Consider the following 15,535-nt stretch of genomic DNA (forward strand, 5'->3'; position numbering starts at 1 on the left):
TATATATATATATATTCTATACAGGGTAGGTATACACTATACGGCTATATCCCCCATATACTACCACTAAAGTTGAGAGTCACCACGTGTCACGTCTCACCCCCTAAACCCTTGGTATGACTGGGTTTGTAGGGTGTGACACGTTAAAAAGGGTGTCACACTTAGATGAGAGAAAGGAAGAGCAGCTAGATGTTAGAGCGAGAAGTTGAGAAATATTTTAAAGAACAAGTAGAGAACACCAGTTCGTATTGCCTGAAGTTCACTTCGCCAGGGACAAGAGGCGTGCCTGACCGGATCGTGGTCTCTGATCGTGGGGTCTTCTTCGTCGAGTTGAAACGGCCCAAGGGTGGACGACTATCCCCCTGGCAGAGACGGTGGCGGAAGAAGTTCCGGGACTTAGGTCATGAGGTCATTGTCATTCACGATAAGGAGGGGGTGGACGACTTTGTCAACTGTTACCTTGCATGATTATCAGGTCAGATGTGTTGACTTTATCCTTGATCACCCTGCAAGTTTACTCCTGCTAGACATGGGGCTAGGCAAGACCTTGATTACGCTTAAAGTGATTGAGACTTTAAAACATATGTTCGGTCAAGAGTATAAGGTTTTAGTGATTGCCCCTCTTTCAGTGGCCAAGCATACCTGGCCTGCTGAAATTGAAAATTTTGACTTTAATCTGACCTACACCAAGGTCTTAGGGAGTAAGCAGGCTAGACAGCAGGCGCTAGAGGAGGACGTTGACCTCTACCTGATCAACCGAGAAAACGTGACCTGGTTGGTTAACCACTATGGGGCGAATTGGCCCTTTGACTTTATCGTCATTGATGAATTGTCTAGCTTTAAGTCCAGCAAGTCTAAGCGTTTTCGATCCTTAAAGAAAGTGAGAGGGCGAGCTAAGCGTTTTATTGGGCTGACTGGGACTCCAGCTCCTAATAATCTGATGGATTTGTGGCCACAGGTCTACCTGGCAGACGGTGGCAAGAGGCTGGGCAGGACCATCACTCAATACCGTCAGCAGTACTTTTATCCTGAGATCTCTAATGGCCATGTGGTCTATCAATACGGGCTTAAAGACGGTGCGGAAGACCAGATCTACGAGCAGATCCAGGACATCAGCCTGTCCATGAAAGCTAAAGATGTCTTAGACTTGCCTAAGCGGGTGGACAATGTCATTAAGGTGGATTTGACAGATAATGAGTGGGATCTCTATCGAACGCTTAAGCGGGACTTTCTAGCTGTCCTTGACGGTCAGGACATTGAGGCCGTCAACTCAGCCGTCTTGTCAGGCAAGCTTCTCCAGTTGGCTAATGGATCGATCTATGACACGGACGGCAAGTCAGTTCAAGTTCATGAGCAAAAGTTAGACGTTCTGGAGCGAATTATTGAGGACTCCCAGGGTGAGCCGGTCCTCGTTTTCTACCAATTTAAGCATGACTTAGACAATATTAAGACCCGTTTTCCAGAGGCCCAGGAATTGGGAGATAATATTGAAGCGTGGAATAATAAGCAGATCCCATTACTCTTAGCCCACCCCCAGAGTGCAGGGCATGGGCTGAACCTCCAGCGTGGGGGTCACATTATCGTTTGGTTTGGTTTAAATTGGTCACTGGAGTACTATCAGCAGGCCAATGCCAGGCTAGACCGACAGGGGCAGGACAAGCCCGTTATCATTCATCACCTTGTGGCTAAGGACACGATTGATGAGGCCGTGATGGAGAGTCTGAAGGACAAGGACATGAACCAGGAGAAGCTAATCCAAGCCGTTAAGGCAGAAATGGAGGTTGTCTGATGACACCTAAGGAGTATTTTCAAGAGTGCTTGAAATTGGATAACAAGGTCACTGAAAAACAAAACCAATTAGACCTGATTAAGGCTAGCTTCACGTCAGCCGTCAAGATGAAAGACATCAATGTCCAGACTTCTGGGGGTAATAGTCATGAAGAGAGGCTAGCCAAGCTATTTGAGCTGAATGACGAGATTAACGCTGACGTGGACAAGCTGGTCAACTATAAGTTGAAGTTGTCCTTGGAAGTTAACCAGTTAGAAGATGATCGCTACCGTATGATCTTATCTGAGCGTTATTTCCAAGGGAAGAAATTTGAGCTGATTGCCGTTGAGCGTGATTATGACATTAGATGGATCTACAAATTGCACGGACAGGCTTTGCAGGCTTTTGGGGACAAATTCCCCGAAAAGTTTTAAAAGAGGACATTAAAAGACAGTAAATAATGGGGTAATATGGCATTGTAAGAAGATTGGGTCACCGACCAGTCCAATCCTCTTAAAGAGAGTGCATTCAACCATTAATAGTGGCCGTTTTTCCTTTGACGTCCAACATCTCATTCATAAGCTAGTTTTAATTGTTTTTCTAGCACCTCTAATTTTGCACTTTCGTTCCTTTCTTACCGCTCCATGTAGGGGCGGTTTTTATTTACCTAAATTCAAGCAGTAAGGAGGTTAGTAATTTGCCGGGAAGAAAATTAACATCTAAGCAGGAGAGATTTGTCCAGGGGCTTGTCAGCGGACTAACGCAACGACAGGCCTTCATTAAGGCGGGTTACACCTCCAAAGGGAAGTCAGGAGATTATCTTGACAACGAGGCTTGGAAGAAAACTCAACTCCCCCAGGTTCGTGCGAGGTACAAGGAGCTTATGGAAGAGCATAAGAACAAGGCTTTATGGACCAGGGAAGAAGCCATTAACTCACTGAAGTGGTTGCACGACCAGGCGATTAGATCGATCCAGGGGGAAGATGAGGGTTACGTTCGCAAGGGAACATCTGATGCCCTTATTAATGCCATTCAAGAGTTGAACAAGCTGGAAGATCTTTACCCTGCTGAGAAGATTGAGCAGACCAATCGTAACATAGAGCTGGACATTGGCGAGTGGGATGATGATGACGATTGATTAAATTAAATATTAAGCATCCAAGCCGGGTCTTTAATAAGCATATCTTTAAGCATTTAACCGACTATGACACCTTTACAGAGGTCCACTACGGTGGGGCATCCAGTGGTAAGTCTCATGGGGTTGTCCAGAAAGTCGTTTTAAAGGCCCTAGGAGATTGGCCCTACCCTCGCAAGATCCTATTCTTACGAAAAGTAGGCTCAACGCTTCGGGACTCGATCTGGGAAGATGTCAAGTCCTGCTTGTCTGATTTTAAGGTTTTGGACTATTGCAAAGTCAATAAGTCGGACTTTTCTATTGAGTTGCCGAACGGGGCAGTATTCTTATTCAAGGGGATGGACGACTCTGAGAAGATCAAGTCTATTAAGGGGATCTCTGATGTGGTCATGGAAGAGGCCAGCGAATTTAATCTTGACGATTACACTCAACTGACCTTGAGGGTGAGAGAGAAAAAGCATCCCAAGAAGCAGATCTACCTCATGTTTAACCCGGTTTCTAAGGCCAATTGGGTTTACAAAGCTTTTTTCATCAAGAAACCAAAAAATACCAAAGTCTATCACACGACCTATAAGGACAACCACTTCCTAGATCAACAGACCGTTGAGAATATTGAAGAACTGGCTACCAGGAATGAAGCCTACTATAAGATTTATGCCTTAGGTGAATTTGCGACCCTAGACAAGCTAGTCTTTCCTAGCTATGAGAAGCGCTTGCTGAGCAAGGATGAACTCAAGAGCTTACCAAGTTTCTTTGGTCTTGACTATGGCTTTATTAACGACCCCTCAGCATTCATGCATGTCAAGCACGACTCACGGAATAAAGTGATCTATATAGTAGAAGAATATGTCAGGAAGAACCTCATGAATGATAAGATTGCCGAGGCAATTGAGAAGTTAGGCTACGGCAAGGAAGTCATCACGGCAGATAGTGCAGAGAAGAAGTCTAATCAGGAATTGAGGACAAGAGGATTAAGTCGAGTAAGAGATGCCAAGAAGAGTCCAGGCTCAGTCTTAGCAGGGCTTCAATACATGCTACAACACAAGATTGTGGTGGATGAGCGCTGTGTTAAGACGATTGAAGAGCTGGACAACTACACTTGGCAAAAAGACAAGCAAACTGAAGAGTATATCAATAAACCAGTGGACAGTTACAACCACTGTATTGATGCCATACGCTATAGCCTGCAAGACCGGATCACCACTGGTAAGATGAAAACATTTAAGGGGGGCTTCTAATATTGATAAGAGTGACTAACAAGAAGATGATCCTAGCACCAAAGGGGACAGAGATCACGGAAGATGTCGTCAAAGATGCCATTAACGCACACCGCACTCTAGTAGATGGCTACTTAGAGAACGAGCGGATGTATATGTCAGACCATGACATCTTACACAAGCGAGCCAAAGAACCTTACAAGCCAGACAACAGACTAGTCGTCAACTACGCTAAATATATCGTGGACACATTCTCTGGCTATCACCTCGGTGTTCCCCTTAAAGTCTCCCATGATGACGAGCAGGTAGACCAATTTGTGTCTGACTTCCGAAATCTGAATAATATGTTGGACTCTGAATTTGAATTAGCCAAGCGGGTGGACATCTTCGGCCATGCCTTTATTTACCTCTACCAAGACGAAGACTCAAAGACCCGAATGACCTATGAGTCACCCGTGAATATGCTGATTGTCCATGACGACTCTGTCCGACATGAGCCAATCTTCGCCATACGCTACATCTATCCTGAGGGCATGAGTGAGGGGCATGGTGAGGTCATCACTGACCAAGAGCGGATCTACTTTGACATTTCTGCAGGTAGCACAGCACGGATCATTGACCGTGAGCCTCACGTCTATGGCAAGCTACCCGTCATTGAGATGATAGCCAATGATGAGAGACAAGGGATCTTCGAGAGTGTCAAGACTCTGATCAAGGCTCTTAATAAAGCCGTTAGTGAGAAGGCCAATGATGTGGACTACTTCGCTGATGCCTACCTTAAGGTTATAGGTCTAGAGCTAGATGAGTCCGAGTCCGACAATATTCGGGATAGTCGGATCTTTAACTTGTGGGGAGACAATCCCAACTTAGATGTGTCGTTCCTGGAAAAACCAAACGCCGACGAGACTCAGGAGAATTTGATTAGCTTCTTGAAAGAGTCAATCTTCTCGATCTCTATGGTATCCAACTTGTCGGATGAGAACTTTGGAAATTCCAGTGGAACGGCCTTAGCTTACAAATTGCAAGCCATGTCTAACTTGGCTAAGGTGAAAGACCGTAAGATGCGGTCTGCTATGAATAGAATGTATCAGGCTATTATGTCCGTACCCCTTAGCCACGTCCCTCCAGATGCCTGGCAGGATTTGAAGTATAAATTCACACGGAATGTGCCACGGAATGTCTTGGAAGAGGCTCAGATCGTCCGGCAGTTAGACGGTCAGGTCTCGGATGCAACCAAGCTGTCGGTCTTGTCTATCGTGGATGACGTTAAGGCTGAGATTGAGGAGCAACAACGAGAGGCTGAGTCTAACCTCTTGCGAAATCAGAATTTGATATTTGGTGACCGGCAGACGGACGACCAGGCCAAACAAGAAGAGGATGACCAAGACGAAAGAGGCTGATAAGCCATGGCAAGCAGTTATTGGCGCAGACGGATCAAGGCAGAGATGAAAGTCAGGCAACAACAAGATGAGGACATTGGCAAGGTCATGCAACGGCTTCATGACTACTATATGGAGCAGATCAGGAAAGAAATTGAGTCTTTTGTCGTCAGATACGGACTCAGAGAGCAGATCGAGCCGTCAGAGGTCAGGAAGTTAGTTGAAGAATTTGATGTCCAGTTCTTTGCAGACAAAGCACGGCGCTATGTCGAGGAGAAGAACTTTAGCGATCGGGCTAACCGAGAGCTAGCCCTCTACAACCTCAAGATGAAGATGTCCAGGGGAGAACTCTTGATGCGGAATATTGACCTGGAGTTAGTGGCCTTAGCTGATGATGAGCATAAGCTGACGGACAAGTATTTAAACGAGGCCTTTGTCCAGGAGCAAGAATTGCAAGCAGGGATCATGAGAGACTTTGTTCCTGACCCTGAGGACATTGGCTATATGGCGAGAGCCATTATCAACACCCCCTATCTTGGGGCGACCTGGTCAGAGCGAATATGGGATAGACAGGACAAGCTAAGGAAGATTGTTGCAGAACTCACTCAGACGGCCGTCATCAGAGGGCGGAATGCAGTAGAGCTAATCCCCCTAATTAGGGAGCAGATGGACGTGTCGGCTTACGCTGCTAAACGTCTAGCCGTCACTGAAGTGGCCCGAATTCAAACGGCCGTTCAGAAAGAGAACTACCGAGCCAACGACTTCCGGGAATACGAATATATAGCCGAGCCAACTGCTTGCGATATTTGCGCTGAGTTAGACGGCAAGATCTTTAAGGTGGCCAACATGCAACCTGGGGAGAATTCAGCACCAATGCATCCGCATTGTCACTGCTCCACAGCCCCAGTAGAGAGGTAGCGTGATCCTATGAGCCTGTATCTTGACTAGGGAATAGACCTAATAACTTTACTTAATTAAATAGACCAAAACATGATGAAGTCTTTAAAAGCTTCAAGACACCGACAACAAAGTCGTTAAAAAAGATTGAAGGAGCGATCAGAATGGACAAAAATCAAGAAGTGAAAGATCAACAACAGGTGGACGAGTCTACAGATGAGCAAGTCGACACTCAAGAAGACCAGTCTACTGAGAAAGAAGAGAAAACATTCACTCAGGATGAAGTCGAGAAGTTAATTAAGGGCAATGTGGACCGGGCAGTCAAAAAGGCTCACAAAGATGCTGAGCAAGCCTTTCAAGAAAAGCAAGACGAGGCAGAGAAGTTGCGCAAGATGAATTCCGAGCAGAAGGCAGAGTATGAGAAAGAGAAGCAAGAGAAGCGGATCGCTGAACTTGAAGCTCAGATCAACCGTCACGGCTTGGAAAAAGAAGCAACTCAAATGCTGAATGATGAGGGCTTGCCAGTGAGAGATGAGGTGCTTGACTATGTGGTCCGTGATAACGCTGATGAGACTCAAGTTGCCGTGAGTAGTTTTGTCGATTTGATCAACAATGTGGCAGACGAGAAAGTCAAGCAAATGCTGGCAGGCAAGACTCCATCCAGCATGGACGGTGGTCACAGCACACCGACTAAAGAGGACTTTAACCAGATGTCCATATCTGAACGCAACAAACTTTATCAAGATAATCCAGAACTCTACAAATCTCTACAAAACTAGGAGGAATTAAATTATGGCTTTAACACGATCAGACAACTTAATCATTCCAGAAGTCCTGGCCGACATGGTCCAGTACGAACTGGAGAAGAAAATTAGATTTACCCCGCTAGCGCAAGTTGACACTACCCTAGTTGGTCAGCCTGGGGACACCGTCACCGTTCCAGCATGGGGTTACATTGGGGATGCTGAGGACTTGACTGAGGGCGAAGAGATCGAGATCAGTCAAATGTCCACCACTGACAAGACCATGACCATTAAGCAGATTGGTAAGGCAGTGGAAGTCACTGACTACGCTTTGGAAGTCAGCTATGATGATGCGCTTCAAGCGGCTGCTTCTCAGATTGCCCTTTCCCACGCTCAAAAGATTGATGAGGACTTTGTCAACGCTTTGCGCTTGGGAGCTGAATTAACGGAGACTGCTGATAGCTTGACGGTTGATAATCTCGAGAAAGCTATTGCCGTCTTTGATGACGAGGACCTGTCCGACATGGTTTTAATCACCAATCCACAGAACGCCATTAACCTAACCGCTGATGCACGGAAGCTAGCTCTTAACACCGAAGTGGGTGGAGAGGCGCTTATCTCTGGGGCATTTGCCAAGGTCTTAGGGGCTACTGTGGTCCGGTCTAAACGACTTCAAGACAATGAGGCCTTCCTAATTAAGGCTGGTGCTTTACGACTTGTGAAGAAACGTGACGTATTCTTAGAGACAGACCGTGACATCTTGAAGAAATCTACTGTGATCTCTGCAGACTCTATCTACGGCACTTACGTATTCGACTCTTCCAAGTTGGTTAAAGTCAACATTGGAGGCTCACCGTCAGCAGGGACTGAAGGCTAATGGGGCTACTCTTAAGACGTCACCGTCAGCAGGGTGGCAAGAAGCAGGCCAAGAAGTCGACTAGCAAGAAGTCCAGTTCGTCAAGAAAACGCAAAACGTCAACTCGAAAGACCAGCAAAACTAAGAAGTAAGGTGGGGTTAGATGGACTTGATGCAGAAGTTGAAGACATTCCTTGGGATTAAAGACAACCTCCAAGATGACTTGCTAGAGTCCATCCTGGAAGTCACTCAAGACCACTTTAGGGCCATCACAGGCGGGGTGGACACGTCAGACGTTGAATTTATCATCCTGGAGGTAGCTATTAAGCGGTATAACCGGGTAGGCTCAGAGGGCTATTCAAGCCAGACCGTGGAGGGCCACCGACTCGATTTCTCAACGTCAGACTTTGACGAGTATAAGGATATCCTCAAGCGGAAATACCCTCAAGCCTTCGATAGCGGTGGGGTGAAGTTCATATGAGGTTTAACAACCGAGCCACCCTACGCTATGGCTTGAGGAAGAAATACGATCCGAAAGAGGGCAGGCAAGTAGAGTCCTATGACCAGGAGCTAAACCTGCCCTGCCACTTATCGGACTTAGGTCTAGAGAAGTCTGCAACAATCTACGGCACTGTTAAAGTTGGGCGTAAAGTCGTCCGCTTCCGTCAGCCAGTGACTGACCCTCCAAGTCAGATCTTGATTGACGGCAAGCCTTATGAAGTCGACCATGTCCGCTTAAGTGGATCAGTCCTATATGTCAAGGAGGCGACCTGATGGGGACAAGTTTTGAAATTCGGGGGGCTGACAGCCTCATGCGAAAATTGCAGAAGATGCAGAAGATGGACTCTGCCCGTCAGGTGGTCAAGTCACGCACCAGTGATCTGAACCGAGCCATGGTCCGTCATGCCGTCTTTACAAAGGGCTACTCTACAGGTCAGACTCGGCGGTCTATTGTCTCCACTATTCGAGACGGTGGACTCACTGGGGCAGTCAAGCCAACAACTCACTATTCCGTCTATTTGGAATATGGGACACGCTATATGTCCGCTCAACCCTTTGTTGGGCCTGCTTTTAACCAGGTCAGACCGCAGTTCATCTCTGACTTGCAAAGGTTGGTGAGATGATGGCGCTGAAGGCAATTGATCAACAGATCTTTGACTGGATCTACACCGTGGCTGATGGGCTGGGATTTGATGTCTACGACTTCTTGCCCCAATACGAGGTGGCCTATCCATTTGTCGTGATCGGAGAGGTACAAGTTGTCCCTCGGCAGGTTAAGCACCGAACGCTGGGGACTCTTCATGTTCGGCTTGATCTATGGGCTGAGCAGGAAAGCAGACGGCAGATCTCAGATATGACAGAGGACTTGATGGAGCAATTGAGTGGCTGGGCGGAGTTAGACTCACGTTGGGTCAAGATGGCCATCTCAAATTCAACCAAGAGATTGTTGAGCGACACCAGTACCGACAAGCCCCTCTGGCATGGCGTTTTAGATTTAGAATTTAATATACATTAGGAGGAATTAACTCATGGCAAGAGAAGTTACACCAACTCAAGGGAAGAACGTTATTCTAATGTTCCGTAAATTGAAAGAGTCAGCACAAGAAGAAGCAACTAAATTAGCACTCCAAATTGAACACACTCTTCAATACGAGCGTGAGAACGATAGTCAGATGACTAAGGACGGCGCAGTCCCAACATCAGGTGGTCTGACCGTTACAGTCGAGATGGAAGCCCTCATCTCTGACGACCCTGCTAGCGAGATGCTGAATGAGGCCTTCATGGATGATGACGTATTGGAAGTCTGGGAAGTCGACTTGTCAGCCCCTCACGCTAGTGATCCCAACAAATACAAGGCTAAATACATGCGTGGCAAGCTAACCAACTGGGAGTCTCCTGCAAACGCGGAGGAGAACCAGACCTTATCGACTTCCATCAACGTTGAGGGCCGACCACAGAACGGCTATGCAACTATGAATGACGACCAGATCGCTGAGATCACCTACGCTTTCCGAGACACTACTCCTGTCGGTGGATCTCCACGACCAGGTGGCTCAGACGAATAGACTTTGTGGGGACGAGTGAGTCCCCCTCTTTTACTTAGGAGGGATAATTGAATGGAACAAGTGACAATTAACGGCAAGACTTACCCGCTGACTTACGGTATGGAATTTTTTCGATATTTAGACGAACACGCAGGGGTCAAGTCAGAGGGCATAGGACTGGGGGCAGGTTTGGAGATGACGGTCTCACGGCTCTACATTCCTGGGAATATCGTGGCTTTCTACGACTTAATTAAAGCTGGCACAGCGACTCTCAAGCAGAAGCCGTCTAATGACGATATTGAAGAGTGGATCTTCGAGAATACTGAAGACGGTGGAGAAAAGCTTAGAGAGTCTTTTTTACACACCTTAAAGAACTCCAGATTGACCTCCAGAGTGATGGATCGTCTAGAGAACGTGGAGGAAGTTCAGCAAGCTCAACAGCAGGCTCAGGAAGTAGAGACCAAGAGCGAGTCTTAAGCAAGGACTTCTTCCATGAAGCCTATCTCAACTGCTTTCGCTTCCTTAAAGTCCAGTCTCTAAGAGAAGCCCAGGAGATGACCTTCCAGGAGTATTCCCTCAGGATGGAGGCTTACTTCTTGAGTGAGGTGGACTACCAGCAAGACCTTCACTATCATGCCTGGCTAGTGGCTAGAGAGCTACCAGCCACGAACAAGAAGGGTGATAAATATATCTACACCGAATTCAAGCAGGTCTTTGATAAGTCCAAGATCCTGGACGACTACTACAAGCAAGCCGAGAAGCAGAGTGAGAAAGACGAGCGCTTAGAGCGCTTGCTTAGAATTAAGAAAAACCAAGAAGAATTTAGACGGAAAGGAGGGAGTTAATGGCAGAGTCATATTCCGTTGAGGCCGTCCTGTCAGTCGCTGATAAGGGTTTCACGTCAGGTCTCAAGAACGCCCAGTCAGCATTAACCAACTTGACGGCCGGGACGAAGAAAGGGTCAATCGGAGTCGGAGGACTGGCTAAGGCCTTTGGGATCGCTAATATCGCAACTTCAGCCTTGAAGAAAGGGATTAGCGCTATCTCAGGCTCAGTCGGTGATGCCGTGAGCCGTTTTGACACTTTGAATAATGCCTCAAGAGTCTTTGAGAATATGGGTTTTTCAGCCCAGGAGACTGAGGGCATGATGGAGAATTTAAAGACCTCCATCAAAGGCTTACCAACGCCTCTGGACAGTGCCGTGAAAGGTGTCCAGCAATTGGCCGCTTCTAACCGTGACTTGTCTGGGGCTGAGCAGATCTACTCAGCAATGAACAATGCAATCTTAGGCTTTGGAGGCTCTAACGAAGATGTCTCCAGGGCCGTTGAAATGTTTTCTCGGTCTTTGAGCAAAGGTAAGATGCACGGACAGGAATTTAACACCCTCATGCAGACAATGGGGCCAGTTATGAACGCTGTAGCAGACGAGATGGGCTACACAATCGGTGAACTTCAGACAGGTCTGTCTAATGGTTCAATCTCACTTGATGACTTTACGGACACCTTACTTAGGCTCAATAAAGAGGGGGGCGGAGGTCTAGAGTCGCTAGAGAAGATTGCAAGAGATGCCATGGCTGGGATTGCCACAGCCACCACCAACGCCAGGACAGCTATAGTCCGTGGGATCACTGAGATTATCTCCTCCATTGATGCAGGACTAGCCCAGGCCAACTTACCGGGGATTGCAGATATGATCACTATGGTGGGTGATGTGGCTGAGCAAGTCTTACTCGGCATTGCAGGAGAAGTTGAAGGACTAGTCCCTAAAGTGGTTCAATTAGCCCCAGCGATCGCAGGAGTTGGAGCGTCATTCCTAGTCTTAGGTGAGGCTTTCCCAATCTTAAATACGATCGGGCTGGGCATGGATTTAGTCTCCAACAAAGTCTCAGCCTTTAGAGACGGTGCAATCCGTGGATTTGAAACGGTCAATACTGCCATCACTAAGAGTGGGGGCTTTATTGAGTTCTTGAAATCAGGCTTTGAGACCTTAGCGCTTAAGGGCATGACCAGTCTTGACAATATTAACCAGAAATTCCCACTCTTAAACACCTTGTTAGACTCCACCAAGTCAGGCTTCCAAAACCTTGGGACTCTTGGCATGCAGGCGCTAGATAGCTTGAGCCAGAAATTCCCAATCTTAGGCCAAGGATTAGACCTGGCTAAGCAAGGGGTCATCCAGGTTAAGGACACGTTCTCCAACCTGGGAGCAGTTGGTGGACTTGCCTCAACCTTAGTGGCTGATGGCTTATCTAGAATTAACGAGAAATTCCCATTCATCAAGCAGGGCATTGACACTATTAAGAATGCATCCTCTGGGGCATTCCAGGTTGGGCTTTTAGGCTTGAACAAGACAATAGGAGCAATCGGTCAGCTAGCCTTAGCAGGCTTTAAGTTGACCGGGGTTGTCGCTCTAGTCGGTGCAGGCTTAGCAGGGGCTGGGGTCATCATGCAACTCTTTGGTGACCAGATCAGACAAGTTGTCTCTATTGCTATTCAGCAAGGGCCACAGATCATCACAGGTCTGGTGGACGGGATTATCTCCAACCTACCCGCCTTAATCCAGTCAGGGGTTGCTATGGTGACCTATCTCGGTCAGGCCATTGCCGTTAACCTGCCTGTTATTATTCAAAAAGGTGTCGAGTTGATCCAGGCCTTGGTTCAAGGGGTAGCCCAGAATATTAACCAGTTAATCTCAACAGGTCTCCAGATCATCACTGCCCTGGTGTCCAGTTTGCTGACGGCTATTCCTCAACTCGTCACTACAGGGATGCAGTTCATCCTGTCCCTAGTTCAAGGGATCGTCAGTAATATTGGCCAGATCGTGTCATCAGCCCAGACTATCCTGATGGACTTCGTTAATAGCCTGGTGACTAATTTGCCAACGATCATTCAGACAGGTGTTCAAATTATCCTTGGCTTAATAGAGGGCTTGCTCACTGCTATCCCACAGATCCTAGTGGCTGCTGCGCAGGCTATCATCACATTAGTCCAGGGGTTAATTCAGAACCTGCCAATGATCTTAGCAGGGGCAGTGGCTATAGTCGGCAAGTTGGTCTCAGGTATCTTTGAGAACTTGCCAATGGTCCTGGCAGCTGCAGGCCAGTTAATATTGGCCTTGGTTGTCGGTATACTCCAAGCCCTGCCACAGATCCTAGTCGGTGGTATCAAGATTGTCATTGAATTAGTCAAGGGGATCCTCACAGGAATTCCTAAGCTAATCAGCGCAGGTTGGGACATGATTAAGGCCCTCGCTAAGGGGATTTGGGATGCACTTCCGAATGTCCTAACAGGTGCAATTGACGGCATCAAGGGGATCTGGGACGGCTTCACGTCTTGGTTTAAAGATGACACCGAAGAGATGTCCACTGAAGTCCAGGCCACTTCTCAAGATATGGCCTCTGGGGTCACAGATGATGTCTTGATGATGTCAGAGTCGGCCACTACTTCAGCAGAGGGTATGGCCTTCGGCGTGCAGACTTCATTTGACCAAATGCAGACGGGGGCAACAGGATCAGCAGGATTGATGCAGGCTGAGACTTCTCAGATCATGGACTTGCTCAACTCAGATGCCACAGCTTCCTCAATTGACATGGCTAATAACGTGATCGCCTCATCTGATGAGATGCGGTCAGGCACAGTCAGCAATGCTCAAGCCTTGGCAGGCGAGGCAAAGGCCCACTTCATTGACTTAGAGGGCAATGCCGTAGCTTCTGCTCAAGGCACTTCAGCAGGGACAGTTCAGGCCTTTGCAGGAGCAAGAGCAGGGGTCGTAGGAGAGGCCAGTGGTACTCACTCTGGGGTGGTCAGCGAATATCAAGCTATCCAGTCTGACGTGACCTCAATCACCAACCAGATTGGCCAGACCAGTGTCCAAGCCTTCTCTAGTATTGGCTCAAGGGTCACTCAGCAGGTCAATCAAATGGGAACTCAGGTCTCCAGCGCCTTTAAGTCGCTGGCTAATAACGTCAAGTCAAGCATGACTCAATTGTCCAATGCAATGAGAACGAGCATGACTCAAATGGCCAACACCATACGGTCATCACTGACCATGATCTCATCCATGTGGAAAACCAATATGAACCAGATGAACTCCGTGATGGCCTCAAGCATGAGCAAGATTGCTAATACAGTCAAGGTGCGAATGAACCAGATCACCAACAACATTAAGACATCTTTAACCCAGATTAAGAATTTAACCAGACAGAACTTAACAACCATCCAGGATGCCGTTAAGTCTAAGATGACCACCATTCAGAACCAGGTCAGATCTAGTTTGAACCAGATTAAGAACAATACACAGTCAGCCCTGAGACAGATCCTCAGCACCACTCGACAGACCTTTAACCAAATGCTGAGCGTAGTACGGTCTAGCATGAATGGTGTGTCCAGTGCCGTTCAGAATGCCATGAATAGAGTCTTGTCGGCGGTCAGACGAACCATGAACCAGGCCGTGAGTGCTATGAGACGAGCAGGCTCACAGGCTCAGAGCGCAGGACGGAATATGGGGCAAGGCTTCCTAAATGGGCTTAACTCCATGTCCGGTAGCATTATCGGACGGGCGAGATCAATCGCTAATCAAGCGGCCAGCGCTATGCGAAGCGCCTTGAAGATCCACTCACCGTCACGAGTGACTGCCAAGATCGGTCAATATACCGGTCAAGGTCTGGAGCAGGGGATGCTCGCTGAGCGAGATGCCATCACTCGTGCCTCTAGACGACTAGCTGACTCGGCTATTCCTAATATGCCTGGCATGGACTTACGGTCTAGCCGTGGCGCTTTGCAGGGGTCAACTGACCGACCAGGCAGACCACTTGAGATTAAGCTAAGCCTTGGAGGCAAGGAATACCGTGCCTTTGCCAAGGACATTCACCGAGTCAACCAGGATGAGTTAAGACTAGAAGCCAACTACTAAGGAGGGGAGCAAATGTATAACTTCACCGACACCAATCAGGGGGCTAGTCGTTCATCTGCCCCCTCTGATAATTTGCTGATCGGCGGTGAGCCACTGAGTGACCTTATCCCAGGCTACCGTCAGCTATCCGTGAGTGGCCGTGGCTTGATGGGCGAGAGTCTAAGCTTGACGGATGTCCCTCTTAGAGACGGCACATGGTTTAACTACACGACCACCGAGCCAAGGGTCTTAACCGTAGAGTTTCTACTGGAGGCTGACTCCAGTTCTGACTTGCGAGTTCAATTCAACCAACTTAACAAAGCTCTGAGACGTGGGCAAGACGAGTTAGACCTGACGTTTGCAGATGAGCCAGACTGGCATTACTACGGCTACTTAAGCGAGGTAGGGGACTTCACAGAGGACGGCTTGTCCGTCTTGAGTAGCTTTACCCTGCTTTGCCCTAGCAGTTATGCCTATCGCAATAAGCAGACTGGGACAAGAGTCAGCTTAACCTATGCTGATGAAGTCCTACCAGACAAGATCAGCATTAGCCCGAGTGGAGGTAGCACGATTGAACTCACCAACTCTAAGGGGGATCGGCTGG

Annotated in this window: 18 protein-coding genes; all 18 read left to right on the top strand. The window is 47.8% G+C overall.

Annotation, left to right across the window (positions count from 1 at the left end; translation table 11 throughout):
- Window positions 1-189 precede the first annotated feature (189 nt).
- On the top strand, window positions 190-468 hold the full coding sequence (locus HMPREF9698_RS08175; protein ID WP_003779210.1) for a VRR-NUC domain-containing protein: 279 nt from the start codon (window positions 190-192) through the stop codon (window positions 466-468).
- The gene (locus HMPREF9698_RS08180; RefSeq protein ID WP_051011820.1) at window positions 404-1,789 is read left to right on the top strand and encodes a DEAD/DEAH box helicase; all 1,386 of its coding nucleotides are present in this window, start codon (window positions 404-406) and stop codon (window positions 1,787-1,789) included. The genes HMPREF9698_RS08175 and HMPREF9698_RS08180 overlap by 65 nt, the downstream gene beginning before the upstream one ends.
- Complete coding sequence (locus tag HMPREF9698_RS08185; protein ID WP_003779213.1) at window positions 1,789-2,202, top strand: hypothetical protein; 414 nt, start codon at window positions 1,789-1,791, stop codon at window positions 2,200-2,202. The genes HMPREF9698_RS08180 and HMPREF9698_RS08185 overlap by 1 nt, the downstream gene beginning before the upstream one ends.
- A gap of 263 nt (window positions 2,203-2,465) precedes the next feature.
- A complete protein-coding gene (locus HMPREF9698_RS08190) occupies window positions 2,466-2,906 on the top strand; it encodes a terminase small subunit (protein WP_003779215.1) in 441 nt (146 codons plus the stop codon).
- Window positions 2,903-4,141 carry a PBSX family phage terminase large subunit gene (locus HMPREF9698_RS08195; protein WP_003779216.1) on the top strand — a complete coding sequence of 413 codons (1,239 nt, stop codon included), beginning with the start codon at window positions 2,903-2,905 and terminating at the stop codon, window positions 4,139-4,141. The genes HMPREF9698_RS08190 and HMPREF9698_RS08195 overlap by 4 nt, the downstream gene beginning before the upstream one ends.
- Window positions 4,142-4,152: 11 nt before the next feature.
- Window positions 4,153-5,520 carry a phage portal protein gene (locus HMPREF9698_RS08200; RefSeq protein WP_245530971.1) on the top strand — a complete coding sequence of 456 codons (1,368 nt, stop codon included), beginning with the start codon at window positions 4,153-4,155 and terminating at the stop codon, window positions 5,518-5,520.
- Window positions 5,521-5,526: 6 nt separating this feature from the next.
- The gene (locus tag HMPREF9698_RS08205; RefSeq protein ID WP_003779219.1) at window positions 5,527-6,417 is read left to right on the top strand and encodes a minor capsid protein; all 891 of its coding nucleotides are present in this window, start codon (window positions 5,527-5,529) and stop codon (window positions 6,415-6,417) included.
- 143 nt (window positions 6,418-6,560) lie between these two features.
- On the top strand, window positions 6,561-7,175 hold the full coding sequence (locus HMPREF9698_RS08210) for a DUF4355 domain-containing protein (protein WP_003779220.1): 615 nt from the start codon (window positions 6,561-6,563) through the stop codon (window positions 7,173-7,175).
- A gap of 13 nt (window positions 7,176-7,188) precedes the next feature.
- Window positions 7,189-8,016: a N4-gp56 family major capsid protein gene (locus HMPREF9698_RS08215; RefSeq protein WP_003779223.1), complete on the top strand. Its 828-nt coding sequence runs from the start codon at window positions 7,189-7,191 to the stop codon at window positions 8,014-8,016.
- Between the two features lie 142 nt (window positions 8,017-8,158).
- Window positions 8,159-8,476 carry a phage head-tail connector protein gene (locus HMPREF9698_RS08220; RefSeq protein WP_003779224.1) on the top strand — a complete coding sequence of 106 codons (318 nt, stop codon included), beginning with the start codon at window positions 8,159-8,161 and terminating at the stop codon, window positions 8,474-8,476.
- On the top strand, window positions 8,473-8,769 hold the full coding sequence (locus HMPREF9698_RS08225; RefSeq protein WP_003779226.1) for a hypothetical protein: 297 nt from the start codon (window positions 8,473-8,475) through the stop codon (window positions 8,767-8,769). Before HMPREF9698_RS08220 ends, HMPREF9698_RS08225 begins: the two co-directional genes overlap by 4 nt.
- On the top strand, window positions 8,769-9,119 hold the full coding sequence (locus HMPREF9698_RS08230; RefSeq protein ID WP_003779228.1) for an HK97-gp10 family putative phage morphogenesis protein: 351 nt from the start codon (window positions 8,769-8,771) through the stop codon (window positions 9,117-9,119). The genes HMPREF9698_RS08225 and HMPREF9698_RS08230 overlap by 1 nt, the downstream gene beginning before the upstream one ends.
- 47 nt (window positions 9,120-9,166) lie before the next feature.
- A complete protein-coding gene (locus HMPREF9698_RS08235; protein WP_169315231.1) occupies window positions 9,167-9,511 on the top strand; it encodes a DUF3168 domain-containing protein in 345 nt (114 codons plus the stop codon).
- A gap of 13 nt (window positions 9,512-9,524) precedes the next feature.
- Window positions 9,525-10,061, top strand: coding sequence for a phage major tail protein, TP901-1 family (locus HMPREF9698_RS08240; RefSeq protein ID WP_003779232.1), 537 nt, complete (start codon window positions 9,525-9,527; stop codon window positions 10,059-10,061).
- A 51-nt stretch (window positions 10,062-10,112) separates the two neighbouring features.
- Window positions 10,113-10,517 (top strand): tail assembly chaperone, encoded by a 405-nt coding sequence (locus tag HMPREF9698_RS08245; protein ID WP_003779234.1) that lies wholly within the window; start codon window positions 10,113-10,115, stop codon window positions 10,515-10,517.
- A gap of 104 nt (window positions 10,518-10,621) precedes the next feature.
- Window positions 10,622-10,885 (top strand): hypothetical protein, encoded by a 264-nt coding sequence (locus HMPREF9698_RS08250; protein WP_003779237.1) that lies wholly within the window; start codon window positions 10,622-10,624, stop codon window positions 10,883-10,885.
- Window positions 10,885-14,952: a tape measure protein gene (locus HMPREF9698_RS08595; RefSeq protein WP_003779240.1), complete on the top strand. Its 4,068-nt coding sequence runs from the start codon at window positions 10,885-10,887 to the stop codon at window positions 14,950-14,952. The genes HMPREF9698_RS08250 and HMPREF9698_RS08595 overlap by 1 nt, the downstream gene beginning before the upstream one ends.
- 12 nt (window positions 14,953-14,964) lie before the next feature.
- On the top strand, window positions 14,965-15,535 hold a 571-nt coding region (locus tag HMPREF9698_RS08270), incomplete at its 3' end, for a distal tail protein Dit (RefSeq protein ID WP_003779241.1).

Source organism: Alloiococcus otitis ATCC 51267 (genome assembly GCF_000315445.1).
In the GTDB taxonomy this organism is placed as follows: domain Bacteria; phylum Bacillota; class Bacilli; order Lactobacillales; family Carnobacteriaceae_A; genus Alloiococcus; species Alloiococcus otitis.

Excerpts from the sequence above, each read along its gene's own strand:
- HMPREF9698_RS08175 (WP_003779210.1), top strand. The coding sequence starts at position 190 with ATGTTAGAGCGAGAAGTTGAGAAATATTTTAAAGAACAAGTAGAGAAC.
- HMPREF9698_RS08180 (WP_051011820.1), top strand. The coding sequence starts at position 404 with ATGAGGTCATTGTCATTCACGATAAGGAGGGGGTGGACGACTTTGTCA.
- HMPREF9698_RS08185 (WP_003779213.1), top strand. The coding sequence starts at position 1,789 with ATGACACCTAAGGAGTATTTTCAAGAGTGCTTGAAATTGGATAACAAG.
- HMPREF9698_RS08205 (WP_003779219.1), top strand. The coding sequence starts at position 5,527 with ATGGCAAGCAGTTATTGGCGCAGACGGATCAAGGCAGAGATGAAAGTC.
- HMPREF9698_RS08210 (WP_003779220.1), top strand. The coding sequence starts at position 6,561 with ATGGACAAAAATCAAGAAGTGAAAGATCAACAACAGGTGGACGAGTCT.
- HMPREF9698_RS08215 (WP_003779223.1), top strand. The coding sequence starts at position 7,189 with ATGGCTTTAACACGATCAGACAACTTAATCATTCCAGAAGTCCTGGCC.
- HMPREF9698_RS08220 (WP_003779224.1), top strand. The coding sequence starts at position 8,159 with ATGGACTTGATGCAGAAGTTGAAGACATTCCTTGGGATTAAAGACAAC.
- HMPREF9698_RS08225 (WP_003779226.1), top strand. The coding sequence starts at position 8,473 with ATGAGGTTTAACAACCGAGCCACCCTACGCTATGGCTTGAGGAAGAAA.
- HMPREF9698_RS08230 (WP_003779228.1), top strand. The coding sequence starts at position 8,769 with ATGGGGACAAGTTTTGAAATTCGGGGGGCTGACAGCCTCATGCGAAAA.
- HMPREF9698_RS08240 (WP_003779232.1), top strand. The coding sequence starts at position 9,525 with ATGGCAAGAGAAGTTACACCAACTCAAGGGAAGAACGTTATTCTAATG.
- HMPREF9698_RS08245 (WP_003779234.1), top strand. The coding sequence starts at position 10,113 with ATGGAACAAGTGACAATTAACGGCAAGACTTACCCGCTGACTTACGGT.
- HMPREF9698_RS08250 (WP_003779237.1), top strand. The coding sequence starts at position 10,622 with ATGGAGGCTTACTTCTTGAGTGAGGTGGACTACCAGCAAGACCTTCAC.
- HMPREF9698_RS08595 (WP_003779240.1), top strand. The coding sequence starts at position 10,885 with ATGGCAGAGTCATATTCCGTTGAGGCCGTCCTGTCAGTCGCTGATAAG.